Below are 23,845 nucleotides of genomic sequence, written 5' to 3'. Positions count from 1 at the left end.
GAGTGGATAGTGTGTGTCCCCGCCTTAATCGACAGGGGCAGTAACGGATTAATCCTGTGAGTCGAGTGTAATGTGGCTGGTGTCAGGTGCTGGCGGTGGCTCATCCTGTGAGGGGTCAACCAGATAACCCGATTGAGGGCGCAGGCTAATGCTGCTGGTGTCTGGTACGTCGTAGTGAGGCTCCGGTTTCTTGTCCTGAACGTCAGCGCCGGCAGGTGCCACGGTGATACCTGTATCAGGGGTGTCGATTTGTGTTTTGTCACTGGTCGAAGGTTTTGGTGACGCTTTGGGGTCTGGTGCCGCTTTCGGAGAGGGTTTGGGGTGCGGTGCGGCTTCGTTTTCGGTCTGTTTGGGTCTCAGCTGGCAGATGGCACCGGCTTTTTTTAAGGCGGCCTGGTACTTTTTCGCTGTCGCTTCATCCAATCCGTTTTTTAGAACCACGGTTTTGCCGGAAAACAGCTTCTCAACCTGTGCCGGGCTTGCCTTGAACAGTGCGGCGACGTTTTTCCGCACCTGCGTTTCTTCCACATTGTCGTTGATCTCTCCGGAGAAAATCAGGTCGTAAGTGGCTGTCATACAGATATCCGTTGTTTGGTGCGGCTGATACCGCAGACCCCGTGTCATGTTTTCGCAATATTGTACTGCTAATTTTCTTATCAGCTAAAACGAATGATTGCAATAAAACGGACGAGGGGGAGTACGGATACATGGTACGTTTACTGCTGGTTGTCATGCTGATGGCAGGCGTCACATCACTGCGGGCCAGTGAGCAAATTGCGTCGAACCTGTTTGTTGACCCGCCTGAGGTGCTGTTCACGATACAGGGATCCAATACTATTGGCGCGCGCCTGGCACCAGAGCTGGTGAGGGACTGGTTGATGGTGCGTGGCTTTCAGCAGGTGCAAATACAGACAACGGCCGTGGAAAATGAACTGCAGGTTGTGGCCCTTCATTCCAGTGGTCGCCATGTGACCGTAAACGTCAAGGCGCATGGCAGTTCCAGCGGTTTCAGGGCATTACTGAATGATGAGGCGGATATGGCGGCGTCATCACGCCCGATTCGCAAGCGGGAGCGGTTGGCGCTGGTGCGGTATGGTGACTTGATGTCGGCCTCGTCGGAGTTTGTGGTTGGTATTGATGGTATCGCGGTTGTTGTACACCCGGACAACCCGTTGCAACAGCTGACGATTGATCAGGTGGCGCGGATTTTTGCCGGTGAAGTGTCGAACTGGTCAGAACTCGGTGGTGAAGATCATCCTATAGTGGTCCATGCACGGGACGAACGGTCAGGCACTTGGGATACGTTTCGAAAGCTGGTATTAGGTAAGGCCTACCCGTTGACACCGTCTGCTATCCGGTTTGAGTCCAATGCGGTGCTATCCGGACGCGTGGCAGCCGAGCGTGGAGCTATCGGCTTTGTGAGCCTGAATACGATCGGGCAGGCCAGAGCGCTGGCCATTGCCAGTGGCGAGGCCCGTGCATTGCAGCCTGGCAGGCTGACGGTGGCGACGGAAGATTACGCATTGGCGCGTCGTCTTTTCCTTTATCTTCCCTCGGTTCACCCCAATGCATATGCGCAGGATTTTATGGGCTTTGCCGTGAGTCAGCAGGGGCAGAGTATGGTCGATCACGTGGGATATATATCCCAGAATGTAAAGCCGCTGTCGCCGGTATTGAATGATGAGCCGATAGTCTATCGTGAACAGGTCGACCGCCACTATCGATTGTCGGTGAATTTCCGTTTTTACGAAGGCAAGGCCAGGCTGGACAATAAGGCGCTTAAAGATATTGAACGACTCGCATTGTTCCTGAAAGAGCAACCCGGTCGACTGCTTCTGGTCGGTTTTGCGGAAAACAAAGGCTATAATCCCAATGCCAGGCTACTTTCCCGGTTACGGGCGCGCGTAGTGCGTCAGGCCTTAATCCGTGAGGGGGTCCCCCGGGCTCAGGTTGATGTTTTGGGGTTTGGCGCTTATCTGGCTTTGACGGATCAACAAACCGATTCAGGGAAGATGAAAAACCGTCGGGTGGAGGTCTGGTATCGTCCTGAGGCCGGGACGGTCGCGGAGACTTTATAAGATGCTTCTTTAGACTGGTTGAGAGGGTATTGGCCTCGTGCTGACACGTAACCAATACCCATTTTCGTTATTGTCTGCCGCCTTTCTTCTCGTCCGCACTATGGAATAGCAGGTACATTTCGACCAGGATGTCGGGCAGTTGCTCGCACATATCAATGACCAGGTCGGCATTGGCGCTGATCTCGCGGAACTCCGGTTCATCACTGAAGACGCCGGAAATGGTCATCACCGGGAGCAGTAGTTCGGCGACTTCCTGCTCATGAGTATCCAGCCAGTGTTCTTCATGTTCAAAATGGGCTTCAACGAAACCGGTGCACCAGTCTGCCAGAGGGGAATCCATCGGGGACTCGTTGGCTTCGACATCAGCGGGGATTTCCAGTTCATCTTCATCGCTGTTGAGCTGGCGGTCAATCTCTGAGCGGATGATCCGGATGCTGTTGAGGGCGTTGTTTCGCGCGTCCGGGGAGGCTTTGTCCGTTAAACCCGCTGTCATGTAATCCAGTGCGGTGAGATCGTCCACAGTTACCGGGCCGACAACCAGGCCGGTGAGAAAACCGTGGGCGGAACGGTAATCCATGACATCTTCCTGCTGTTCGGTCTCGCGGTCGCCGGCCAGCTCGGTCAGGAAATCGGCAAGGTGCTGATGGTGCATATCCAAGGGAATAACCTCAAAAAATAAGACGGCAATCGGTTTGCCGGATGGGCGCATTCTAGGGCAGCACGTCGCTCAAGCAAAGTGTATACTGCCAAGCTTGTTAAACCGTCTGACAGATTGCATTGCTGCGGGTCTTACGGTCATGGTTCTGATCCTGGTGTAAGGTACTGAATGTCCGACAAGGCGCTTGAAGTTCTCCATAATACCTTTGGTTTTACGGCATTTCGTGGTCAGCAGGAACCTGTGATCCGGCGCGTACTGGCCGGTGGGGATGCGCTGGTACTGATGCCGACCGGTGGCGGCAAGAGCCTTTGTTACCAGGTGCCGGCCTTGATACGTCCAGGCACTGCGGTTGTGGTTTCGCCCTTGATCGCCCTGATGGAAGACCAGGTAAGAAGCCTGAATCAGTTGGGCGTACGGGTCGGCTGCCTGAACTCGGCGATGCCTGTGCAGGACCAGATGCAGACGGAAGAGGATCTTGTTCGTGGTGAGCTGGATCTGCTCTATGTGGCGCCTGAGCGTCTGCTGATGCCACGCATGATGGCGATCCTGGAGCAGATTACGGTCGCGCTTTTTGCCATTGATGAAGCCCATTGTGTGTCACAATGGGGGCATGACTTCCGGCCGGAATACCTTCAGCTCGCCGTGCTGGGGCAGCGTTTCCCCGGTGTGCCTCGAGTGGCATTGACCGCCACGGCAGACAGGCGCACCCGGAAGGAAATCATTGAGCGCCTGGCGCTGAACCAGGCAGAGTCATTCGTAGGCAGTTTTGATCGTCCCAATATCTTTTACCGGATTTCCCAGAAGCGTCAGGCCAAGCAGCAGTTGCATGCGTTTATTCTGAAGGATCACCCCGGGGAGTCCGGCATTGTTTACTGCATTTCCCGGAAAAAGGTTGAAGAGCTGTCAGAATGGCTGAATAACCACGGTATTCGCGCATTGCCTTACCATGCCGGTATGTCACCGGAAACGCGTTCCCGCAATCAGCATCTTTTCCATAATGAGGAAGGGTTGATTATGGTGGCGACAGTGGCCTTTGGTATGGGGGTGGACAAGCCGGATGTCCGCTTTGTCGCGCACATGGATCTGCCTCGCAGTATCGAGGCCTATTACCAGGAAACCGGCCGTGCCGGGCGTGACGGTTTGCCGGCAACGGCGTGGCTGGCTTATGGATTGCAGGATGTCATTATCCTGGGACAGATGCTGTCCCAGTCCAGTGCAGATGTTTCTGTTCGCAATGTTGAGAAGCAGAAGCTGGAGTCCATGCTGGCGTTCTGTGAAATCAGTGGTTGTCGCCGACAGGCACTTCTGGCCTATTTTGACGAGGCGCTGGATGAACCCTGTGGGCATTGTGACTTGTGTGCGGAACCGGTCGTGACCTGGGATGCCACCGATGCGGCCAGGAAAGCCCTGTCGAATGTTTATCGAACCGGTCAGCGCTATGGAGTTACCCATCTGGTGGATGTGCTGATGGGGAGGGAGAATGCCCGTGTAAAACAGTTAGGGCATGGCCAGTTGTCGACCTTTGGTATTGGTCGTGACCTCAGCCAGAAGCAGTGGCGATCTGTGTATCGCCAGCTGGTGGCGCGTGGTTTTCTCAATGTTATTGAGGAGCATGGTGGTTTGCAGTTGTCAGGAACGAGCCGTCCACTCCTGCGCGGCGATGAAGTGTTGATGCTGCGACGGGATCGCTATGAGGTGCAGGAGGCCCGTGAAACCCGCGATAGCATTGGGAAAGTGGTTGAAGTCCATCCGGAGGATGAGCCACTCTGGGATGCGTTGCGGGAAGTGCGCCGGGAACTTGCCAAAGCACAGGGTATTCCCCCCTATATGATTTTCCATGATTCGACGCTACTGGAAATGATTCGCCGTCGTCCCGCGAGTCTTAGCGAGATGGAGCAGGTGTCTGGTGTTGGTCAGCGTAAGTTGCTGGCTTATGGCGATGAATTCCTGACAGTGTTAAGAGTGTTTGAAGGTTCTTCCGTTAGTGTTGACCAGACCGAGGATGCCCTCGTTTGAGGGGCTCCTCAGGCTGTCTTTGGTATTGGCTGTTGCCTGGGATTACGGGCGTCAAAGCGGAACGTCAACACCGATCCGCAGTGTCGGCAGTGGTATTTAACACCGCGTTGAATCCGGTTGTGGCGAATAGCGGTTAGTGGAATTTCCCGCTCTGGGCAGCCACAGCCATAGATGAAATGGTGCCGACCGGCATGACGTATATCGTAGCTGTGGCAGCGTTCGGGGGGCACCTGAAACAACGCCATGACGGCCTGCCACTCCTTTCCGTGGGGCTTTATCCGGTGGCCGTAAACCTTGACTGCGATCAGGTGTGCCACCTCATGAGCAACGATATGATGGACAAAATGGGTAGGATTTTGCCGGTAGAGGGCGGGGTTGAATCTTAGCCGGTTCTTGCCAGGGAGTGCCTGCCCAGCGTCGCTACCGAGTAAATCCATCAGAATCACCGGGGGAGGAAAAGGGATATCGTAATAGTGGGACGCTTTGCGGATAAGCTGTTGAATGCGTCTGTTGATGTCCTGTTCAATCTGGCTCACAGCGACTGCCCTTAGTACCGGTAAACGATAAACCTTTCTCATGTTGATACGATCATGCCTTGCGTAAGGCCATGGATACTAGCCGTAATTGGACGTATCGTCCGGTCGAGGCAACTGTACGTAGCAGAAATGCAGATTAATGGCGGGTTGGGGAGGCGGCCATGCAGCCTGCCTCCCGACTGGCTCAGCTGGTGTAGATCGGACCGACCCCGATACTCCACAGAACAACGGTGATGGCAAGAATTGCTACCAGTACCACCAGGGCAATACAGAGTACTGAGCTGGAAAAGACAAACCCCTGTTCTTTGCTGATATTCATAAAGACCGGCAGGCCGGTATAGAGAAGGTAAGTGGACCAGCTGGCGGCCGTCAGTCCAATCAGCATCATCAGCCAGAGGGACGGGTAGAGGCCGATCAATCCGGCGAGAAACAGGGGGGTGGTGGTATAGGACGCAAAGGTGACGCACTGGCTGATGGTGGGGAAACAGTCATAGGTCTGTGCCATCCAGTGAATCGCCCGTCCCATCACGTAAACACCTGACAGCATGGCCAGGTAAGCCAGCAGGGCCATGGAGGCGGCACTGTCTGATGTCAGCCGGACAACCTCCTCGCTGCCCGCCAGGGACCAGCCGGTCACCGTTGTGCCAAAATAGGTGCATATGGCGGGAATCGCCGCCAGAACAACTACGTTGGACATATAGGTTTTGATCACAGAGGATTTTTCCTCACGGATACTGCGCCATTCCTGGTCAGGATGCGTGAATAATCCCCAAACATGAAGCGCCATGATTCTGCCTCCTTGCCAGTCGATCAGGAAACTCCTGGACTGCTCATGAGCTGGCTTGTCTGTTTTGGTTGTGGGTCAATTGTCAATACTGCTAACAAACAGTAGAACAGGCGACGCTCCGGATGGCAATAGTCAGCATTGTATGAAAAACTGTTTTATCTCGTTAAATTAGCTAAAAGGCATGAGGTGCTATGTCGGCGAAGCAGGGATTAGGCAAGATGGTAGCGGTATTACTGCTGTTACTGGTATTGACGGCTTTACTGGTGAATTCTGTTCTTGATCAAAAGGCGGAAAGCACAGTGACGGAGCCGGTTGTGACCAGCTCGCCGGTGTTTGGCAGTGAAATGCCCGATTTTGGCAGTATTCAGGATGTCAAAGCGAAAAAGGCAGCATTTTTTGGGTATATGAAGCCTATCGTTGATGCTGAAAACCAGAAAATAGCGACTGATCGTACCCGTATCGAGCAGCTATCCAGTCAACCCGCATTGAGTGAAACAGATAAGGCGTGGCTAACTTCTGTAGTGAAAAAATACCGGTTGTCTCTGGTGGATGAATTAACGCCACAATGGTATGCAGCCTTGCTGGAGCGTGTCGATACGCTGCCTGTCTCGCTGGCGTTGGCTCAGGCCGCGAATGAGTCCGCCTGGGGTACATCCCGTTTTGCCCGGGAAGGGAATAACCTGTTTGGACAGTGGTGTTTCAGCAAGGGCTGTGGTCTGGTGCCCACGCAGCGTAGTGAAGGGGCCGACCATGAAGTCAGAAAATTTGACTCTGTCGCTGGTTCTGTGGCCGCCTATCTCCTGAATATCAATACGCATGCACAGTATGCGGATCTGAGGGCCTTGCGTGCTGAGGCGCGTCGTGAGGATCAGCCAGTGACCGGTATTTACCTGTCACCCGGTCTTGTACGCTATTCCCAGCGGGGGGAAGCCTATGTTCATGAATTGATGGCGATGATCACGGGCAACGGTCTTGAAAAATACGATGTCGCGCTCGCGGCACCCGCCAGTCCTGGGGCTGGATAATTTAATTGGATCAAGTAAGTCGAATCCAAGGTGGAGGGGTGCCCATGTGGCGTAACTGGTTGTCAGGGATAATCATCTGGTGTTTGGCAGGTGTGGCTGTCGCGGCCCCGAAAAGTGAGTATTGGGCGCTGTGGGACCGGAGTCATGAGAAGAGCACGGAAGCGATTTCACATGTTGAATGGCAGCGCTTACTGGATGCCTATCTGATTGAAAGGCCTGACGTGCGCCTGTTTGATTATGGTCGTGTGTCTGCGGAAGATCGTGTCAGTCTTGACCATTATCTGGCGTATCTGGCAGGTCTTGATCCCCGTGCCTACAACCGTCGAGAGCAGATGGCGTACTGGATTAACCTCTACAACGCCCTGACGGTTCGGCTAATTCTTGACCATTATCCCGTAAAGTCCATCCGAAAACTGGGTGAAGGTTTTTTCAGTTTTGATCCCTGGGATGACGACCTCATCACTGTCGCGGGGCAGCGGTTGACCCTGAATGATATCGAGCACCGCATTTTGCGTCCGATCTGGAAAGATAAACGGATTCATTACGCAGTGAACTGCGCCAGTATGGGATGTCCAGATCTGGCGGCCTCCGCTTACACCGGTAAAAATGTTGATATACAGCTTGAAAAGGCTGCCAGCCGATTTATCAATCAGGCTAAAGGTGTCAGGTTTGAGGGGGAAACGCTGTATCTTTCCAGGATTTATGACTGGTATGCGGTTGATTTCGGGGACTATCAGTCATTGATGGTGCATTTGCAGCAATATGCGGCAGCGAAATCCAATAATAAACTGGTGACCTTCAAGGGGCGCGTTCGTTACGACTATGACTGGGATCTTAATGATGCTGGTGATCAATAGTTCAATGTAAAAAAAAGGGGCGTCAATGCCCCTTTTTTCTTTTAAGCCGGTAGGTCCATAATGTTAACCGGTTTTATTATCGCGTCTTCAGTGTTCGTCTCTTCATCATTGTCCGCAGTAAACTGGAGCGGAAATGTTTCCCGGTCAAACGCTGTGTCGCCATCCTCGACAGGTGTGCCCCGTGGCACCAGTTTGCTGAAATCGTAGAGCCTGTTATCGGCAAGGTGAGAGGGCGCGACATTGGTCACTGCCCGGAACATGCTTTCAATCCGGCCGGGGAAGCGTTTATCCCATTCGGTCATCATGCCCTTGATGGTCTGGCGCTGGAGATTGGGCTGGGAGCCGCACAGGTTGCAGGGGATGATCGGAAATTCCTTCAGTTCGGCAAATCTGGCGATATCCTTTTCCCGGCAAAACGCGAGTGGGCGAATGACAATGTGCTTGCCGTCATCGCTGATAAGTTTGGGCGGCATGGCCTTGAGCTTGCCACCGTAGAACATGTTCAGGAACAGGGTTTCGAGGATGTCTTCCCGGTGGTGCCCCAGGGCAATCTTGGTGGCGCCGAGTTCGGTGGCGGTGCGGTACAGGATGCCCCGGCGCAGACGTGAGCAGAGTGCGCAGGTGGTTTTGCCTTCAGGAACCTTGTCCTTGACGATGCTGTACGTATCTTCTTCAATAATCCGGTATTCCACACCCAGACTGGCCAGGTATTCTGGCAGCACGTGCTCTGGGAAACCGGGCTGTTTCTGATCCAGGTTGACGGCGACCAGTTCAAACCTGACTGGGGCGTATTTCTGCAGGTTGAGCAGGATGTCGAGCATGGCATAGCTGTCTTTGCCGCCGGACAGGCAGCACATGATGCGGTCGCCATCCTCAATCATGTTGTAGGCAGCTATAGCCTGACCGGTCAGGCGGCGCAGGCGCTTCTGCAGCTTGTTGAAATTGACTTTTTCGCTTCGGGTCTCAATCTGCATACAGTCAGGATACTTGGTTATGTCTTTGGGCACACCGTGATGAACAGGAATGCCGTTCTCGTTAACCACAGTGATGAAAGTTCGCAGCATTATAAAGACCCGGGCGCAAATAATCAGGTATTCATGACCGCAAGCGTGCGCGGTTAATACATAGATTTTTCATGGCAGAAATGTCTCTGGAGATTTTCTGGCATGAAAGCCTGTGGCAGGATAGGGCTTTGCTAGACTATTTGGCTGATTGGATGGGGCGATGAGTCCGCAGTATTGATCATTCCGGCCATGATTCAGATCAACCGCGCTGACCGGTCCTCTGGCTAGAATAGGGCATGGGCGGGATCTTGTTAGCTACAGAGGGAGTCGAATGAATAAAGAATACGAAGTGTTTTGCCAGCGGCTGAAAACCCGGCAGGATGAGCTGGAGCGGCGTGTCGCCAACATTACCCGGGATGTGACCCGTAAGGCCAGTGCAGACTGGTCCGAGCAGGCCCAGGAGCGTGAAAATGACGAAGTACTGGATGCCTTGGGTAATGAGGCGGTGGCTGAATTGCGACTGATCCAGAAAGCGCTGGAGCGAATAGAGGAGGGCGATTACGGGCTTTGTACCGGGTGCGGCGGTGATATTCCAATGGCGCGCCTCGAAATCATGCCCTATACCGATCTCTGCGTGAAATGTGCGGAAAGCCAGGAATAAGCAGAGGCGGGCACTAGCTGGTGTCAGGCCGCGACTGTCTTGCCGAGGATAAGTTGGTTGTAGTGTTCGACAAACACTTCCGGTGAGTGACTGTTTTCGCTCTGGTAATGTTGTTGCCAGAGGGTAGCAAGCTGTTGTGGGTCATTGGCGACTGTCGGGTCGTCACACATTGGGGCGGCGCTCAGGTACACCATCCAGGCAATGGCGGTTGCATAGGAGAGGTTGGTGGCGAGTTCTGCGTGTGGGTGTAGCAGAAATTCCCGTTGGCTGGCCAGCCCCCTGACCTTGCTGGCCAGTTCGTGTTGATTGTAGAGAAAGGTGTCCCAGATTCTGCGATGGGTTGCCGGGCTGATCTGGTAAATGCCGAGTGAGGTATGATTGGCAAGGTGAAGGTGGGAGCCGAGCCCGGATTCGACGGCTGCTGTTCCCAGAAGCAGGTTTTCTGCTAATGGTGAGCGCATGTCGAGATGGTCTAACGTGGGTTGGACGACATACTCCCTGAATTCGTCTGCGCAGATTCCCATGGTCTTCAGGCTTCCCTGCCTTAAAGGTTCTATAAACGGGGAATCGGCGGTAATGCCAATAGCTTGATCAATAGCTGCAAAGGCTGAAGCTGGGGATGCCTTCCGAGTCGAGGCGTTTAGACCCGCCTAGTGCTGGAAGGTCAATGATGGCAGTGGCTTCGACAGGTTCAGCGCCCAGTCGGCGGCACAGTTTGGCTGCGGCGCAAAGGGTTCCGCCGGTAGCAATCAGGTCATCGGCTAACAGCAGGCGATCGCCCTTTTTCAGTGCGTCTGTGTGCACTTCGAGGGCGGCAGAGCCGTACTCCAGTGCATACTCTTCGCGAATCACATCATAGGGCAGTTTGCCAGGCTTTCTAAAAATGACCAGTGGCAGTCCCAGTTTGCAGGCCAGTGGAGAGCCAACCAGAAAGCCGCGAGCGTCCAGTGCGCCGATATGGGTGATATCCCTCTCGCGATAGCGCTCGGCCAGGGTGTTGATGATCATTTCTGTCCCTTTCGGGGACTGGAATAGCGGCGTGATATCGCGAAATGTCACGCCGGGTTCAGGCCAGTTAGGTATGGCCCGAATCAGGGAGTGGAGCAGTTGCTGGTCAAAAACCATCAGAGCGTGAGTCCTGCGCTGCGTTACTGAATGTTGACAATGTCCTGGTGTTCAACAAGCTTGCCACCGGCCAGGGCGCACAACTCCATGGCGTTGGTGATCTCAATCTCTTTGCCGTTGGCGTTGATCAGGCCGTTTTTCTGGAAACGGGTGAACACACGGCTGACGGTTTCGACCGCCAGACCCAAGTAGTTGCCCATTTCATTGCGGGACATCGACAGGCGGAAAGATTGTGATGAAAAGCCACGACGACGGAACCGGCTGGCCAGGTTGATCAGGAATGTGGCGATCCGTTCGTCCGCGTTTTTCTTCGACAGCAGCAGTTTCATCTGCTGATCTTCGCGAATTTTACGACACATGACGCGCATCAGTTGACGACGCAGCTCCGGATAGTCGTCGGAGAGCTTTTCCAGACGATCAAACGGGATCTCGCAGACCATCGTGGTTTCAATCGCTTGGGCAGACACCGGATAAGCTTCTGTATCGAGACCGCTCAGTCCCACCAGTTCACTGGGCAGGTAAAAGCCCGTGATCTGTTCTTCACCTTCGTTGGTGGCCGTGTAGGTTTTCAGTGCGCCGGAGCGTACTGCATAGACACTGTGAAAAGGATCGCCTTCAAGGAACAGGTGCTCGCCTTTTTTCAGCGGACGTCCTCGCTTGATGATCCTGTCGAGTTCATCAATATCTTCAATTTTAAGCGCCAGTGGCAGGCAGAGCTGACTCAGGCTGCAGTCTCTGCAGGCCACATGAGTCACTTGCCGCACATTCAGCTTGGACACCATACAGAAGAACCCCTGTGAACCGGTGGGTGTAAAAGTCGTTGCGGCCGTATTGTAGGGGATTCTCCTGACAAGTTTAAGACTGTGAGGATACGTATCTGAATGTTTCATGAAAAAAAGCCGGTTTCAATGTCAGAAAAAGGCGTGAAACCGGCGTTCTTTCAGGGCTTAAGGCGAGAGGGCTAGATAACCCGTGAGAAGCGCTGGACTTCTGCCACCTGCTGATAGACGTCGAACTGCATGCAGATATTGCGTATCAACAGTCTGCCGCGGGGTTCGACGACAATGCTTTGGCTGTCCATCCGGATCAGTCCATCGGCAGCCATGGTGCTCAGTTTCTTGAGGGCATCTGCGAAATAGTCTTGGAAGTGAATGCCGAACGTTTCTTCAATGGGTTTGATATCCAGTCGGAAGTGACAAATCAACTGATTGATAACGGCACTGCGGATACGGTCATCCTCATTCATCAATAAACCGCGACGAATGGCCAGTTTGCCGTTATTGACCCGGCTGGCGTATTCCTCCATGTTTGCGTGGTTCTGTGCGTAAACGTTGCCAACGCGGCTGATCGAAGAAACGCCCATGCCAATGAGGTCGCACTGGCTGTGTGTCGTGTATCCCTGGAAATTTCTGTGCAGGGTGCCTCCTTCCTGGGCAAGAGCCAGATCGTCATCGGGCAGGGCAAAGTGATCCATACCGATATACACATAACCGGCATCCAGCAGGCGCGTGATCGTGTTTTCAAGAATAGTCAGTTTTTCCTGTGGACTGGGCAGGTCTTCGCTGTTGATGCGCCGCTGAGGCATGAAGCGGTTGGGCATGTGAGCATAGTTGAAGACAGACAGTCGATCAGGGCGAATTTCAATCACTTTATCAACGGTTTCCATGAAGCTGGCGCAGCTCTGGAAGGGCAGACCATAGATGAGGTCGATGTTAATGGACTTAAATGTCAGTGCTCGGGCAGCATCAATAACATCGCGGGTTTCTTCTTCACTCTGAACCCGGTTGACAGCCTGCTGCACGGTGGGGTTGAAATCCTGCACGCCGATACTGATCCGGTTGAAACCGAGCGAGCGCAGGTGGCCAATGGTGCTCCAGTCCGCCTCCCGGGGGTCAAGTTCTATGGAGTAATCGCCAAAATCACCGCTGACCAGGTTGAAGTGTTTGGCGGTTTTATCCATCAGCGCCTGCATCTGGGTCGGGTTCAGGAAGGTTGGCGTGCCGCCGCCCCAGTGAAGTTGTTCAACGGTCTGGTTGTGTCCCATCAGGGCAGACTGCATTTCAATTTCATGGAACAGTGTCTGCAGATAGGGCTCAGCATGTTCGCGGCGTTTGGTGACGACCTTGTTGCAACCGCAGTAGTAGCAGACCCGGGCGCAAAACGGAATGTGGAAGTAGAGTGACAGTGGGCGCCGGGCGGTGGCGCTGTCGGCAGCAGCAGCATGGTAGGCAGCAACACCGAAGTTGTCCGAAAACTGCAGCGCAGTCGGATAGGATGTGTAGCGAGGTCCCGTCTGATCGTAACGTTTGATCAGCTCAAGATCCCATATCAGTTCGGTTGCCATGCTCTTTACCCTGATCTTGTAATGGTATCCGGCCCTATCCTCTGGTTGTCGTATAGAATAGGCGTGTGATTGACGGTTGCCGGTTATTTTGCGCAGCCATATTGCACAAAATACTGATTGACAATTTTAGTCGGATGCTGAAATTTCGAGTTGATATGTATCAAGAAGGCATCAAATAATGTTTCGTTAGTGCGAGTGAAGGGCGGAAAAAAACCTGTTAGATGCCTTTTATTCATGCAAATAACATCTTTTTCCATAGTTTACGGTTGGATGAGTAGTATCGTCTATGAGGGAAAACCTGTGAGAGTAAAGCTGCAATAGTCAGATTAATCAAATAGTTAACTGCTACGCTTGTGTGACAGGGTATCTTCATGCCACTTGCTCGAAGTGGCATTCGCACTGATTTTGTTCATTAGAGCGTCTAAGGGTAATTGTTTATGCATCAATTCATTGCTGGCTTACCCAAAGCTGAGCTGCATGTCCACCTTGAAGGGACGCTGGAGCCTGAGCATTGTCTTGCATTAGCGCAGCGGAACGGTATTTCCCTTGAGCACAAAACGCCGGAATCGTTAATTCGATCCTATGACTTCTGTGATTTATCCTCTTTCCTCAAAGTGTATTATTCGGGAATACGCGTCCTCGTCACAGAACAGGATTTTTTTGAGCTGGCATTCCGCTATTTTCAACGGGCGGCTTCCGATGGGGTTGTTTATGTTGAGGTGTTTTTTGATCCGCAAGCCCACACTATGCGCGGTATTCCTTTTGATGTGATTATTCAGGGTATTCACCGAGCACAATGTGAAGCACGAACGGCATTAGGCTTGGAATCCAACCTGATCATGTGTTTTCTCCGAGATCAGAGCGCAGAAAGTGCCTCAGAGCATCTGACGATGAGCATGCCATTTAATGATTGGATTGTGGGTGTCGGATTGGATTCGGATGAAAAAAATAACCCACCATCGAAATTTGCAAAGGTCTTTTCGGATGCGCGTGATCAGGGCTACCAGTTAACGATGCACTGTGATGTCAATCAGGTGAATACCCTCGACCATATCCGGGAATGCCTGGATCTGATCAAGGTTGATCGTATTGATCATGGATTAAACTGCCTGGAAGATGATCAACTTTGCAGTGCACTCGTTGAACGCGGAATTGGTTTGACGATTTGCCCGGTCTCAAACCGGTTTGTCGTGCAATCATTGACCAGTGATGCAATCAGAAGCCTGTTGCAGAAAGGGGTAAAGGTTACAGTGAATTCTGATGATCCTGCCTATTTTCGTGCATATATTAATGAGAATTTAATGGCCCTGATTGATGAAGGTGGTTTTACAAAAGAAGACATCAAGCGGTTAATGACGAATGCTTTTGAGATTGCGTGGTTGCCAGGCAGACTTAAAGCCAAGTATCTACAGCAGCTTGAGCAATATACCGCCAAATACGCGTTAACGGATTGTCATTGATTGTTTGATCTGTGCTACCGAGGCATTCTGAGCTCCGTGAAGAACTCAGAATGCCATGGGTTGAATCAAGAACGATATAGGGCAGTGGCTAGTGGGCTTGGTGTACGATGTCTGTTAATCACAAATAGGGCGCAGCTCTTTCAGTGAGTCGCAGGTGCGGTCTGCGAGACAGACCGGCTGCTATTGCGTTCCTGCATCAATATAAACATAAAACCCAGGGTGGGGATCAGTGCTGCAGCGTAAGGAATAAATGCTGCTCCGAGCGTGCTGTCGACCACGGCGCCACCAATAATTCCTCCCAGTGCATTGGCCAGATTAAAGGCTGAAATATTGGCCGTCGCGGCCAGTTCTGGCGCTGCTTGACCGTATTTCATGACACGCATTTGCATCGGTGGCACGTTGGCAAACGAAACAACCCCGAATACAAAGGCAGCGATGGGGAATGCCCAATGGATCGGCGATACAACGCCCAGTACCAGAAGTGACAGGATCATTGCAGCAGGCCAGCCTTTCAGTGCCTGACTGAGATTCGTGTCCGCAGACTTCCCTCCCAGGTTGTTACCCAGAACGAGGCCGAAACCTATCAGAACCAGCAGCCAGGTCAAAGATGAACGCTCATACCCGGCGACCTGTTCTGCGACAGGCGCCACATAGCCGTAGAATGTCATGAACCCAACCCAGCCCAATACGGTGATGGTAAGGCTCGCCAGCAGATTTTTGTCTCTGAACAGGGTCAGTTGGTGACGTATGTCAGCGTGAGTCTCAGACTGTGGCTGTCGTGGAATCGCAAGCCACATCGCGAAGGTTGCCAGTACGCCAAGCATTGCAACAATAATAAATGTGGTATTCCAGCCAAACTGATGGCCGATAAAGGCGCCTGCAGGCACACCGAGAACATTGGCCAATGTCAGGCCGGCAAACATCTGGCCGACCGCGCGCCCCGCCAGTGCGTCATCCACCAGGCGCGTGGCGACAACAGCGCCGATACCGTAAAAAGGTCCCTGGGTTAAACCCGACAAAATACGACTGACCATGAGCATGGCATAGTTAGAGCTGAACGCTGCAAGCAGGTTGCCGGCAATAAATAGCCCCATTAAACCCAGTAATATATTACGTTTTTCAAAACGCGCGAGCCATAATGAGAGAATGGGCCCACCGATGACAATGGCCATGGCATAAGCTGTGATCAGGTTACCTGCCTGGCCGGCAGTGATTGAGAGGCTGTCTGCGACATCGGTTAAAATGCCGACTATTACAAATTCTGCTGTACCAATCGCAAAGGCTGAGAGCGTTAATATCCAGACCTGCAGCGGCATCTGTTGAGAACGAGACATAAAGTACCTATGCGTAAGAACAATAATGGATGCAGTGGGTCTACGCCCCCTGATGTGATAGAGGCAGTATGATATTTCATGGTGGGCTTTATAATTGGTCTCTTTGTGAAATTGTTTTTCAGTATTTGTGAATAATATGGCGCAGATTGATGATATGGCGTTATTCGTACAGGTGGTTCAGTCGGATGGGCTGGCTGCGGCCGGGCGAAAGCTGGGGTTGTCGCCAGCCAGCATGACGGCTCGGGTCAACAAGCTGGAGCAACGCTATCAGGTACGGCTGTTGAGCCGGAATACACGCAGTATTGCCCTGACCGAACAAGGTCAACGCTTTTATCAGGGATGTTTGCGTATTCTGGAGGAAATGTCGGCCATTGAAGCGAGCCTTAAGGGGGAAGGAAGTCTGCTCGCTGGCTCTCTGCGTATTACTGCGGCATCCGATTTTGGCAGACATTATGTCGCGCCGGCATTGGCGGAATTTGTGAGGCGTCATCCTGCCGTGAATCCCTGCCTGTATTTAACGGACGGATTGTCCAAACTGGTTGAGGATGGGCTGGATCTTGCGATTCGTTTTGGCAACCTGCCGGATAGTAACCTGATTGCAAAGCCTTTAATGGAAAATCGACGTGTATTGTGCGCTGCCCCTGAATATATCGCCCAATATGGCTTACCGGAGAAACCGGATGATTTATTGAAACACCGTTGCCTGGTGATGGAACGGATGGGGCAGCCACTGAATGAATGGTATTTTCATGATGAAACGGATTTCTCTCTCAAGGTTCAACCTGCGATGGTCTGTTCCGATGGTGCAATGATTCGCCAGTGGGTGCTGGAGGGTTGTGGGATTGCTTTGAAATCCTATATCGACGTCATGCGTGACATCAAAATGGGGAAGCTTATCCCGGTACTGGAGGGAAAAGTCAGAGGCTTCAGTCCTAATGATACTGACACTATTGGCCTGCAAATAATCTATCCCAGTCGTAAGTATCAACCCCGGCAGGTAAAAGCATTTATTGAATATCTGGAAGAGTGGCTCAAAAAAGCATTATAAGATTAGCGACTGATACTGACTCCGTACTATATAGAACAACTGCCTTTAACGATGTTTTCTTAAAGCTGTGTTCTTATTGTCTGGAGATGATGCCATGCAGTTCCAGAACGAGTGGTTGGCGTTACCCTTGCCGGCCTATCGGGCCAGGCTGAATGAGTGGGTTCGCGCTTTGGCCAGTTGGCGCTACCGCAAGGAAACTCCCATCCAGCATTTTCAGCAGGCGCTGGATATGGTTTACACCTTTTGTGAAAAAAAATACAACAGTACCAATCCCTCGTTACTTCTGGGCACACCGGAATATGCTGCCATAGCAGCCATCGGTTCCCGGCATTTTCGTGAGAACATGGCGATCTACCAGCCCACCGATGTCATGCCTCAGCGCATCGAACGGCTGTTGATGAACGGAAGAACGGAAGCTGCGTTACGCAATAAGCTAGACCTGCTCAAATACTGGAAGCATGGCGGCAACGAGAAATTCGATCTTTACTCGCCCCTGGTCAGAGCACGAATGACATTGTTGCAGGCCTCGGCCCAACAGGTGGCAAATGATTATTTTAACCGCGTGACACGCCCGGTCTGGTACCACACCGTCAAGCTGGATACGAATTTTTCCCGAACAGCGCCAACCCGTGATGAGCAGACCGCCAGTTTCAGTGCTGGCCTGGAGGCCCATATCCAGAAAACGGTTGAGTATGAGTACCAGATTAATCTGAAAGGTGTCTTGACCGGAGAAGCCAAGGCACGACTCCAGGCGCTGGCGGGTGTCAAACTGGGCGCTAAGGGAAGTATTGGCAATACCGGCTTCAATCCTATGGAGCTGGCTAAAAAGGAGTTCTATACGGGTAAGGCAAAGGATGCAGCGAAATCCATTGTTAAGGGGGAAAACGTAGGAGAGAGCATTAAGTCTGCGATTGGCAAGGCAGAGGACTATAAACCGGCGCTGGGCGCAGAATTGTCGGCTGAAGCGGAAGTCAAAGTCGGATTGATGGTGTCAGGTTCAGTTGCACTGGCCTACAAGGATATTGTTGAAAGTAATCTTGAGTTTGAGGGGCTGGCGGGAGCCGTGGCCTCTGGCAGTGGCAAGCTGACTGCAAACCTGGACGGCGTCAACGTGGATTTGTACGCCAGTGCCTTTGTCGGTCTCAAGGGCAGCTTTACCCAGGAAGTGAAAATCAAGCACAAGGGAGTCAGTGTTGCCAGTTGTTCGTTTACGGGGGAAGGGCGGTTAGGGGTTGGAGCCAGCGCGAATGTGTGTGTTGCGTTCAGTCGTTATGAAGGCTTCAAGTTCCAGTCTGCGGCTTCGGCTACGGTCGCCGTCGGTGGTGGTGTGGATTTTAGTATGGGATTGAATCCGGTCGGCCTGCACCTGGTGTGTTATGACAACATCTACCGCCATGTCATTGTCGAGCTGGCATCCGGACACCCGGGATTACTGGCGGAAGCGGATCGCCGCCATGAGTATATTGCCTCCTGGGCTAATTACGGCTCCATCAAGGGGCAGATCGCCGCACTGCTCGGCCAGGTGGAGGTAGACCGTGAAACACTGCAGCGGGCAGCCCTCAGGCAGCCAGGCGTCCAGTATGGCAAGTATGATTTCAGCAAGGTGGAAGACCTGCATATTGCCGGTCGGAGCCAGTTCAGTATTGATAAGCCGACACTGTCTGAAGAAGAGAAAATCAGACTGTCAGAGCAGGCGCTGGAGGCGACAAAGATGCGGGAAGCAGATCAAAATACTCGCCAGCATCCCGCATTTGCCCAGCGCTCAGGTGTGTTTGTGATGACGACGCCGCTTTAGCTTAACCGCCGATCAGCACCGTCGGAAAACCCATGACAATGGTACCACCATGAGCAGTGGGATCTCCCATGCGTGCAGCGGGCTTGTTATTAATCAGTACGGTACAGCTGCCCATGATCACCGAATCCGGTGGACCCACACAGACGCAAAGTTGGCCCAGGGTTGCTGCCGGCAGGCCCCCAATCAATACAGTGCAGGGCATGGGGAGCAAGGGGCCGCCCACATGGGGAATCGGGGGAACGGCCGGAGTCTGCATCGGGCAGATATGCATGTCACCGGCTCGTGCAGCGGGTCTCATACTGTATTTCCCTCATCGATTAGACGGCCATTGCCGCCGGAGGCGATATCCAGGCCAATACGGACAAAGTCTGGGTAACGGTGTTCTGACTCAGCCCCGTCCGGCAATACCGCACAGAGGTTAATGGCCCCGGCAACGGCATGGGCGTAAAGGTTGGGTGGCGGCTGTACAGCAGGCTGTCCTTTTTCAGTGAGGCTGCCGCCGCTCCAGAACGCTGCCTGGGAGACCCATCCGGGGGCCGTTTCCAGGCCTGCCGCATGGGCCATGGCTTCTGCATGACGCCGGTTAGTTTCATCGGGCACTGTCACCCAGGCGCAGGCGGCCTGTATTGCCCGTGTTTCCGCTTCATTCCAGTCTGAACGGTGGTCGGTGCAGCAGCAGGCCCACCAGATGGCTTCTCGTACTGGCAATGCATGAGCGAGGAAGATAACGAGATCCGGATAATGGCCGGCATTTTTCAGTGCATCGATAAAGGTCGCAGGCGATTGTCCATCCTCGCGACAGGCAAGGGTGTTATCTGAGGGTTGGTAAAGTGCGAGAATGTCATCCGCCAGCGCGTGGGGTATTTTCAGGTAGGCTGCCATGGTCAGTTGATCTTGGTGATGGCTCCCTGCACCTGCACCATGGCGCCGGCACTGACTTTGGTCATGGCGTCACCGCTGACGTTGACGATAGGACCTTTCAGATCGGCTTTTGCCTGTCCCTGAACGGTGGTTGTCGCACCTTTCAATACGGCAGTGGCTGATGCTTTTATCTCAATAGTGGGGGCTGACAGGGATATGCTCGATGGAGAAACCACAATCTTGCTGGCACCGACTTTCAGCTCAATGGACGATTTCCCCGTGATGGTCACGGTATTGCCATCCACTGTGATGGCTGACGGGGCCTCCAGGGCCATGTCAACACCGGCTTTACCATGAATGTTCTGGTCACTGGACAGTGTCATCGTATCGGTACTGTTGAAGTGTGCGGTTTTTTTTGCGTCAACGTTTAATGCGTCTTCTGTCTTGCACGTCATACCTTCCCGTGACAACCAGTCTGCGGTTTTTTCGACCGTTGTTGTCTGCTTGCCCTTAATGGTCTGGTTCCAGTCATTCTTGACCAGACTGTTCCAGTCCCGTTCTGCCTGTACCCAGAGTTCTTCCTTGCCGGTGTGATCGTTAAAGCGCAGTTCATTGCAGTTGCTGATATTACCGTTCGGTGTCGAATGGGTGCGAATGCCGAATTGCGTTGTCACCGGATACGGTGGTACATGCCGCCCGTTGTACACGGAGGCCAGTACCACGGGGCGGTCTGGGTCGCCATCCAGAAAACTGACGAGCACTTCATCCCCTACGCGGGGAATAAACTGCGCGCCAAATTCATTGCCTGCCAGCGACTGGGCAACCCGTAGCCAGCAGCTGCTGGTATCGTCATTTTTACCGGCTCTATCCCAGTGGAAAAGCACCTTGATACGGCCCTGCTTATCGTGGTGAATACAGGTGTTGGCGGGCCCGGTGACCGTTGCGCTTTGCAGACCCTGAATATTGGGCTTCGGCTGGGTGGCACAGTGGTAAGGCATATTGGAGGGAATGCAGGTGAAACAGCATTGGTATTCCTGTTCCCGCAATGCTTCGGTAGCGCGTAAATGATGCTCAATGCTGACAATAAGGTATTCATCATTCATGCGGCCTTCCTGGTGGTCAGTCAGCTTGAAGCGCTGGCCAACGACCAGAGACGTTACATGCGAGGCGCCGTGGTAATAGTGGAACTGGCTATCCAGCCTTTCTGTGAGCTGGCGGCCTGTCGATCGCATCAGGGAGCGTTCGACGCGATACGCTGGATAGTGATACCGCTCCAGTTGTGATCGCATGCCCTTGCCACGGCAGAGACGGGCGTCATGTTGGCCGCCATCAATGGGTTGCGCAAGGGTTTCGTTGTAGTCCCTGAGGTATACCCGCGTGCTGTTGATCTGATTGACTTCGCGCCATTCGGTTATCGCGAACTGCCTTTGTCCGCTTTCCCGGACAAAAGGCAGTGTATAGTCGGGCGATTTAGGAAAAGCCTGATTGCTGTCACCGATCAGCAGTATCGCTCTATTACCCTGCACGACCGGATGGAAGTGCCAGCCTTCATCGGCAATTAAACGACGGATGAAGTCAGCATCCGACTCATTAAATTGGACGCAATACTCCCGCTGGTGAGCCTGTCCGCTGAGATTGAACCGATAGGCACCACGAAACCCTGCGTCATCCAGCACCTTACTGATAATGGCCCGGCTGTTACTGTTTTGAAAAACACGGCACTGCATGCGGAAGCGGAGCAGATCAAGCCAGTGTTCACCGAAGAGCTGGTAAACCCAGGTTTTGCTGTGACTGTGATAATCCAGTTCTTCCAGTCCGGCTATCGTAGTGACATAGCGGGACGCCTCTTTACGGTGCTTGCCGGATCCCGGGCGATAGACGATCGTAATGTCCTGCCCCAACAGGTCTGAAGGCAGGCGGGTAGGGCATTCCAGTGTCGCCTCAAGGCGACAGGTGCCAGAGACTGTGTCGTAGACAGTCAGTGCGGATATGACGACATCAATGCCGTCTATCTGTGTAGAGACAGGACGAACATCACTGTAAACACCCGACATAGTCAATCTCGATTCCTGTGATGTCTCAGGCAAAACGTACGATGGACGCAATGATCAAGCCTCAACTATAGAGCATGGGCTAAAAAGGGGCAGAAGTTCGCAAGCGATAGTTGCTATTCAACCTGTCGATTGATCGTAAAACAGCTATAACTCATAGATCGTTGAATCAGGTGGCGGAAGCCTTTGTGTCTGAAACAGCTGTTCTTGATGAAATCTCGGTTGGGCAGTTATTGCAAGCGATCAGTGATACAGCACCGTGTGGTACGTCACTGAAATCGGATCGTCGTCTATTTCGTCCGTTGAGAAACAGTTTCAATCTTGCACAGACGGCACTGCGCCAGTTGAGCCAGGAACCGGATCCTGCTGAGATTGAAAAACGACAGGATGAATGCCTGCAGCACTGGCGACAGTTGGCTGAACAGATTATTCAAGCACTCAGCACGCAATCCAAGGATATTGAACTGACCGGCTGGTTGGTTGCTGCGCAGGTGGTGCTTGATCCCACCCTGTCAGGTATGGCGAATGCGCTGTCGTTGTTGTCTGGTTTGTTTGAGCAGTTCAGTGACCAGCTTTTTCCTCAACTGCCTGAGGAAAAACTGACAGGGATGGCTGAAGAGGAAGCCTCGAAAGCACAGCTCAGCTGTCGTCTGGATGCCCTGGTTCCGCTGCTGGGTGAAACGGAAGGCAGCGGGTTGCTCTATATGCCGCTCTGCTTGACACCACTGATTGGCGATATCACCTATGCACGGTACCTGAGTGATGAGCGTACCGGAAAATTACCCGCAGTGAAGCAGCAAGTCTCTTCTTATCAGGAGGTAGAACGTGGCATTGCCCGGTTAAAGCTGACGAATATTCGTTCGTCACTCAATGTGCTGACTGCACTGGATAAGGCACTGATGTCGCAGGTGCATGCATTGGGTATCCGGTTTCCCGGGTTTCGCTTCATGACAGATTTACTGGAAGGTTATGCCCGTGCTGTTTCAGTGATAACGGGGATCACCCTGCCTGCGGCCCCGGTCGATGTGGCAGAGCAGGTTGAGAAACCCGATCAGGCGTCAACATCATCGTGCGACCAGGGACAGCAGCCGGAAATCATGAAACCCGACAAAAAAACGGGTAATACACAAACGTCCCTGGGTGACCCGGAAACCTACACCCGCGACCATGCCTTCCGGCAGTTGCGTGCATTGGCTGATTATTTTCGTCGTACAGAACCGCACAGTGTTGTGCCTTACCTGCTGGAAAAAGCCATTCGTTGGGGCTATACCCCTTTGCCAGAGTTATTGGATGAATTACTGCTGGGACATCAAAATCTGAAGCAGCAGATTTTTGTCCAGACAGGGCTGGATGTGGATGCGCTTGCGCCGCTGCCTGAACCTGAGACGATCGCTCCCATTTCCAGCCCGGTAGAGGAAACGGGGAGGGAAGGTGAGGCAGGTATGAGTGAGTCCCCGGTGAAACAGGAAAACGCGGCGGTGACAACCCCGGGGGTTGTTAACGGTCATGTGTCGTCTGAGCAGGCGCCCGAAAAGAATACTGAAAATACGGCAGAGCCAACGGATGACAGCAGTGGTCTGTCTTGGTAGCACCAAGGCCGATGTGAACGTGATGTTTCTGACAGGTATTCGATATGGCCAGTATTTATATGCGAGTCGATGGTCTGGATGTACAGGGTGTCGCCACCATAGAAGGACTTGAGAACCTCGGGAAGGGGTGGTTTGCCATCAAGTCATTTAACTGGGGCGGCGTCCGGTCTGTCACCATGGATATTGGTAATGCCAATAATGCAGATTCTGGAATGGTGGCCATGAGTGAGGTCAATGTAACAAAACAGGTGGATGGCGCTTCTGAAGGACTGCTCTCGTTTCTGTATATGCCCGGTGATGAAGGCAAGGTAGTGGAAGTGGTGTTTACCAAACCGCATCGGTCTGGTCAGGGTGCGGAAGTCTATTTCCAGATCAAAATGGATAAGGCGCGACTGGTGACCTATAACGTCAGTGGCACAGATGGTGGCGAGCCCTACGAAAGCCTGGCCTTTTCCTATATTACGTTACACCAGAAACACTGGCATGAATCGGCGGGTGGTAAGCTGGAGGCTGGTGGTCTTGTGTCGTATGACCTTGCAACCGGTAAAGTCATTTCCGGCAAGAAATAAGCGGATATGTGATCAGTGATGGTGGTTGGTCAATCGTGTTCGCTCTG

General features: G+C 52.9%; 23 protein-coding genes. 10 read left to right on the top strand and 13 right to left on the bottom strand.

Annotated features, from left to right (window positions below; genetic code table 11):
* Positions 1 to 48 precede the first annotated feature (48 nt).
* Positions 49 to 576, bottom strand: coding sequence for a hypothetical protein (locus ABD892_RS08115; protein ID WP_345194978.1), 528 nt, complete (start codon positions 574 to 576; stop codon positions 49 to 51).
* Positions 577 to 707: 131 nt separating this feature from the next.
* Between ABD892_RS08115 and ABD892_RS08110 the strand changes: the two genes are divergently transcribed.
* Positions 708 to 2,078, top strand: coding sequence for a substrate-binding domain-containing protein (locus tag ABD892_RS08110; RefSeq protein ID WP_345194977.1), 1,371 nt, complete (start codon positions 708 to 710; stop codon positions 2,076 to 2,078).
* Positions 2,079 to 2,145: 67 nt separating this feature from the next.
* On the opposite strand, the gene ABD892_RS08105 is transcribed toward ABD892_RS08110, so the two are convergent.
* On the bottom strand, positions 2,146 to 2,730 hold the full coding sequence (locus tag ABD892_RS08105) for a YecA/YgfB family protein (protein WP_345194975.1): 585 nt from the start codon (positions 2,728 to 2,730) through the stop codon (positions 2,146 to 2,148).
* Between the two features lie 174 nt (positions 2,731 to 2,904).
* Here ABD892_RS08105 and recQ point away from each other — a divergent pair, with 174 nt between their 5' ends.
* Positions 2,905 to 4,752, top strand: coding sequence for a DNA helicase RecQ (gene recQ / locus ABD892_RS08100; RefSeq protein WP_345194973.1), 1,848 nt, complete (start codon positions 2,905 to 2,907; stop codon positions 4,750 to 4,752).
* 8 nt (positions 4,753 to 4,760) lie between these two features.
* Here recQ and ABD892_RS08095 read toward each other — a convergent pair whose 3' ends face one another.
* Together ABD892_RS08095 and ABD892_RS08090 are read right to left on the bottom strand one after the other, a co-directional pair.
* Positions 4,761 to 5,288, bottom strand: a complete 528-nt coding sequence (locus ABD892_RS08095; RefSeq protein WP_345194972.1) for a SprT-like domain-containing protein — start codon at positions 5,286 to 5,288, stop codon at positions 4,761 to 4,763.
* A gap of 184 nt (positions 5,289 to 5,472) precedes the next feature.
* Positions 5,473 to 6,075, bottom strand: coding sequence for a Yip1 family protein (locus ABD892_RS08090; RefSeq protein ID WP_345194971.1), 603 nt, complete (start codon positions 6,073 to 6,075; stop codon positions 5,473 to 5,475).
* A gap of 191 nt (positions 6,076 to 6,266) precedes the next feature.
* On the opposite strand from ABD892_RS08090, the gene ABD892_RS08085 reads away from it, so the two are divergent.
* Together ABD892_RS08085 and ABD892_RS08080 are read left to right on the top strand one after the other, a co-directional pair.
* Entirely contained in the window at positions 6,267 to 7,100 is an 834-nt protein-coding gene (locus tag ABD892_RS08085; protein WP_345194970.1) for a glucosaminidase domain-containing protein, read from the top strand.
* 44 nt (positions 7,101 to 7,144) lie between these two features.
* Positions 7,145 to 7,957: a DUF547 domain-containing protein gene (locus ABD892_RS08080; RefSeq protein WP_345194969.1), complete on the top strand. Its 813-nt coding sequence runs from the start codon at positions 7,145 to 7,147 to the stop codon at positions 7,955 to 7,957.
* A gap of 41 nt (positions 7,958 to 7,998) precedes the next feature.
* Here the strand turns inward: ABD892_RS08080 and ttcA are convergent, their stop codons facing one another.
* Entirely contained in the window at positions 7,999 to 8,931 is a 933-nt protein-coding gene (ttcA, locus tag ABD892_RS08075) for a tRNA 2-thiocytidine(32) synthetase TtcA (RefSeq protein ID WP_345194998.1), read from the bottom strand.
* A 361-nt stretch (positions 8,932 to 9,292) separates the two neighbouring features.
* Between ttcA and ABD892_RS08070 the strand changes: the two genes are divergently transcribed.
* A complete protein-coding gene (locus ABD892_RS08070) occupies positions 9,293 to 9,622 on the top strand; it encodes a TraR/DksA family transcriptional regulator (protein ID WP_345194966.1) in 330 nt (109 codons plus the stop codon).
* A gap of 23 nt (positions 9,623 to 9,645) precedes the next feature.
* Here ABD892_RS08070 and ABD892_RS08065 read toward each other — a convergent pair whose 3' ends face one another.
* The 4 genes from ABD892_RS08065 to hemN all read right to left on the bottom strand — a co-directional run bounded on the left by ABD892_RS08065 (position 9,646) and on the right by hemN (position 13,091).
* Entirely contained in the window at positions 9,646 to 10,146 is a 501-nt protein-coding gene (locus ABD892_RS08065) for a hypothetical protein (protein WP_345194965.1), read from the bottom strand.
* A gap of 67 nt (positions 10,147 to 10,213) precedes the next feature.
* Entirely contained in the window at positions 10,214 to 10,747 is a 534-nt protein-coding gene (locus ABD892_RS08060; RefSeq protein ID WP_345194963.1) for an adenine phosphoribosyltransferase, read from the bottom strand.
* 23 nt (positions 10,748 to 10,770) lie between these two features.
* On the bottom strand, positions 10,771 to 11,529 hold the full coding sequence (gene fnr / locus ABD892_RS08055) for a fumarate/nitrate reduction transcriptional regulator Fnr (protein ID WP_345194962.1): 759 nt from the start codon (positions 11,527 to 11,529) through the stop codon (positions 10,771 to 10,773).
* A gap of 179 nt (positions 11,530 to 11,708) precedes the next feature.
* Positions 11,709 to 13,091 (bottom strand): oxygen-independent coproporphyrinogen III oxidase, encoded by a 1,383-nt coding sequence (gene hemN, locus ABD892_RS08050; protein ID WP_345194960.1) that lies wholly within the window; start codon positions 13,089 to 13,091, stop codon positions 11,709 to 11,711.
* 437 nt (positions 13,092 to 13,528) lie between these two features.
* On the opposite strand from hemN, the gene add reads away from it, so the two are divergent.
* On the top strand, positions 13,529 to 14,551 hold the full coding sequence (gene add, locus ABD892_RS08045; RefSeq protein ID WP_345194959.1) for an adenosine deaminase: 1,023 nt from the start codon (positions 13,529 to 13,531) through the stop codon (positions 14,549 to 14,551).
* A gap of 140 nt (positions 14,552 to 14,691) precedes the next feature.
* Here add and ABD892_RS08040 read toward each other — a convergent pair whose 3' ends face one another.
* Complete coding sequence (locus ABD892_RS08040) at positions 14,692 to 15,885, bottom strand: MFS transporter (protein ID WP_345194957.1); 1,194 nt, start codon at positions 15,883 to 15,885, stop codon at positions 14,692 to 14,694.
* Positions 15,886 to 16,021: 136 nt separating this feature from the next.
* Between ABD892_RS08040 and ABD892_RS08035 the strand changes: the two genes are divergently transcribed.
* Both ABD892_RS08035 and ABD892_RS08030 read left to right on the top strand, forming a co-directional pair.
* Positions 16,022 to 16,933, top strand: coding sequence for a LysR family transcriptional regulator (locus ABD892_RS08035; protein WP_345194956.1), 912 nt, complete (start codon positions 16,022 to 16,024; stop codon positions 16,931 to 16,933).
* Between the two features lie 94 nt (positions 16,934 to 17,027).
* A complete protein-coding gene (locus tag ABD892_RS08030) occupies positions 17,028 to 18,728 on the top strand; it encodes a hypothetical protein (RefSeq protein ID WP_345194955.1) in 1,701 nt (566 codons plus the stop codon).
* Position 18,729: 1 nt separating this feature from the next.
* On the opposite strand, the gene ABD892_RS08025 is transcribed toward ABD892_RS08030, so the two are convergent.
* Genes ABD892_RS08025 through ABD892_RS08015 form a run of 3 tightly spaced genes read right to left on the bottom strand, consistent with a single transcriptional unit; the run spans position 18,730 to position 21,643 of the window.
* Positions 18,730 to 19,026: a PAAR domain-containing protein gene (locus ABD892_RS08025; RefSeq protein WP_345194954.1), complete on the bottom strand. Its 297-nt coding sequence runs from the start codon at positions 19,024 to 19,026 to the stop codon at positions 18,730 to 18,732.
* On the bottom strand, positions 19,023 to 19,610 hold the full coding sequence (locus ABD892_RS08020; protein WP_345194953.1) for a DUF6931 family protein: 588 nt from the start codon (positions 19,608 to 19,610) through the stop codon (positions 19,023 to 19,025). The genes ABD892_RS08025 and ABD892_RS08020 overlap by 4 nt, the downstream gene beginning before the upstream one ends.
* A 2-nt stretch (positions 19,611 to 19,612) precedes the next feature.
* Positions 19,613 to 21,643 (bottom strand): type VI secretion system Vgr family protein, encoded by a 2,031-nt coding sequence (locus ABD892_RS08015; protein ID WP_345194951.1) that lies wholly within the window; start codon positions 21,641 to 21,643, stop codon positions 19,613 to 19,615.
* Positions 21,644 to 21,828: 185 nt separating this feature from the next.
* Between ABD892_RS08015 and ABD892_RS08010 the strand changes: the two genes are divergently transcribed.
* Positions 21,829 to 23,229, top strand: coding sequence for a type VI secretion system protein TssA (locus ABD892_RS08010; RefSeq protein ID WP_345194950.1), 1,401 nt, complete (start codon positions 21,829 to 21,831; stop codon positions 23,227 to 23,229).
* 44 nt (positions 23,230 to 23,273) lie between these two features.
* A complete protein-coding gene (locus tag ABD892_RS08005) occupies positions 23,274 to 23,798 on the top strand; it encodes an Hcp family type VI secretion system effector (protein WP_345194949.1) in 525 nt (174 codons plus the stop codon).
* The last annotated feature ends 47 nt before the right edge of the window (positions 23,799 to 23,845 follow it).

Source organism: Kistimonas scapharcae, from assembly GCF_039540975.1.
Classification (GTDB): domain Bacteria; phylum Pseudomonadota; class Gammaproteobacteria; order Pseudomonadales; family Endozoicomonadaceae; genus Kistimonas; species Kistimonas scapharcae.
The sequence above is the reverse complement of the archived record's forward strand: the minus strand, read 5'-3'. Positions and strand labels throughout refer to the sequence as shown.

Bases quoted from the DNA above. Each gene is read 5' to 3' on its own strand.
- add (WP_345194959.1), top strand. From the start codon at position 13,529: ATGCATCAATTCATTGCTGGCTTACCCAAAGCTGAGCTGCATGTCCAC.
- recQ (WP_345194973.1), top strand. From the start codon at position 2,905: ATGTCCGACAAGGCGCTTGAAGTTCTCCATAATACCTTTGGTTTTACG.
- ttcA (WP_345194998.1), bottom strand. From the start codon at position 8,931: ATGCAGATTGAGACCCGAAGCGAAAAAGTCAATTTCAACAAGCTGCAG.
- ABD892_RS08080 (WP_345194969.1), top strand. From the start codon at position 7,145: ATGTGGCGTAACTGGTTGTCAGGGATAATCATCTGGTGTTTGGCAGGT.
- hemN (WP_345194960.1), bottom strand. From the start codon at position 13,091: ATGGCAACCGAACTGATATGGGATCTTGAGCTGATCAAACGTTACGAT.
- ABD892_RS08105 (WP_345194975.1), bottom strand. From the start codon at position 2,730: ATGCACCATCAGCACCTTGCCGATTTCCTGACCGAGCTGGCCGGCGAC.
- ABD892_RS08005 (WP_345194949.1), top strand. From the start codon at position 23,274: ATGGCCAGTATTTATATGCGAGTCGATGGTCTGGATGTACAGGGTGTC.
- ABD892_RS08090 (WP_345194971.1), bottom strand. From the start codon at position 6,075: ATGGCGCTTCATGTTTGGGGATTATTCACGCATCCTGACCAGGAATGG.
- ABD892_RS08060 (WP_345194963.1), bottom strand. From the start codon at position 10,747: ATGGTTTTTGACCAGCAACTGCTCCACTCCCTGATTCGGGCCATACCT.
- ABD892_RS08015 (WP_345194951.1), bottom strand. From the start codon at position 21,643: ATGTCGGGTGTTTACAGTGATGTTCGTCCTGTCTCTACACAGATAGAC.
- fnr (WP_345194962.1), bottom strand. From the start codon at position 11,529: ATGGTGTCCAAGCTGAATGTGCGGCAAGTGACTCATGTGGCCTGCAGA.
- ABD892_RS08070 (WP_345194966.1), top strand. From the start codon at position 9,293: ATGAATAAAGAATACGAAGTGTTTTGCCAGCGGCTGAAAACCCGGCAG.
- ABD892_RS08025 (WP_345194954.1), bottom strand. From the start codon at position 19,026: ATGAGACCCGCTGCACGAGCCGGTGACATGCATATCTGCCCGATGCAG.
- ABD892_RS08035 (WP_345194956.1), top strand. From the start codon at position 16,022: ATGGCGCAGATTGATGATATGGCGTTATTCGTACAGGTGGTTCAGTCG.
- ABD892_RS08020 (WP_345194953.1), bottom strand. From the start codon at position 19,610: ATGGCAGCCTACCTGAAAATACCCCACGCGCTGGCGGATGACATTCTC.
- ABD892_RS08085 (WP_345194970.1), top strand. From the start codon at position 6,267: ATGTCGGCGAAGCAGGGATTAGGCAAGATGGTAGCGGTATTACTGCTG.
- ABD892_RS08110 (WP_345194977.1), top strand. From the start codon at position 708: ATGGTACGTTTACTGCTGGTTGTCATGCTGATGGCAGGCGTCACATCA.
- ABD892_RS08030 (WP_345194955.1), top strand. From the start codon at position 17,028: ATGCAGTTCCAGAACGAGTGGTTGGCGTTACCCTTGCCGGCCTATCGG.
- ABD892_RS08115 (WP_345194978.1), bottom strand. From the start codon at position 576: ATGACAGCCACTTACGACCTGATTTTCTCCGGAGAGATCAACGACAAT.
- ABD892_RS08065 (WP_345194965.1), bottom strand. From the start codon at position 10,146: ATGGGAATCTGCGCAGACGAATTCAGGGAGTATGTCGTCCAACCCACG.
- ABD892_RS08040 (WP_345194957.1), bottom strand. From the start codon at position 15,885: ATGTCTCGTTCTCAACAGATGCCGCTGCAGGTCTGGATATTAACGCTC.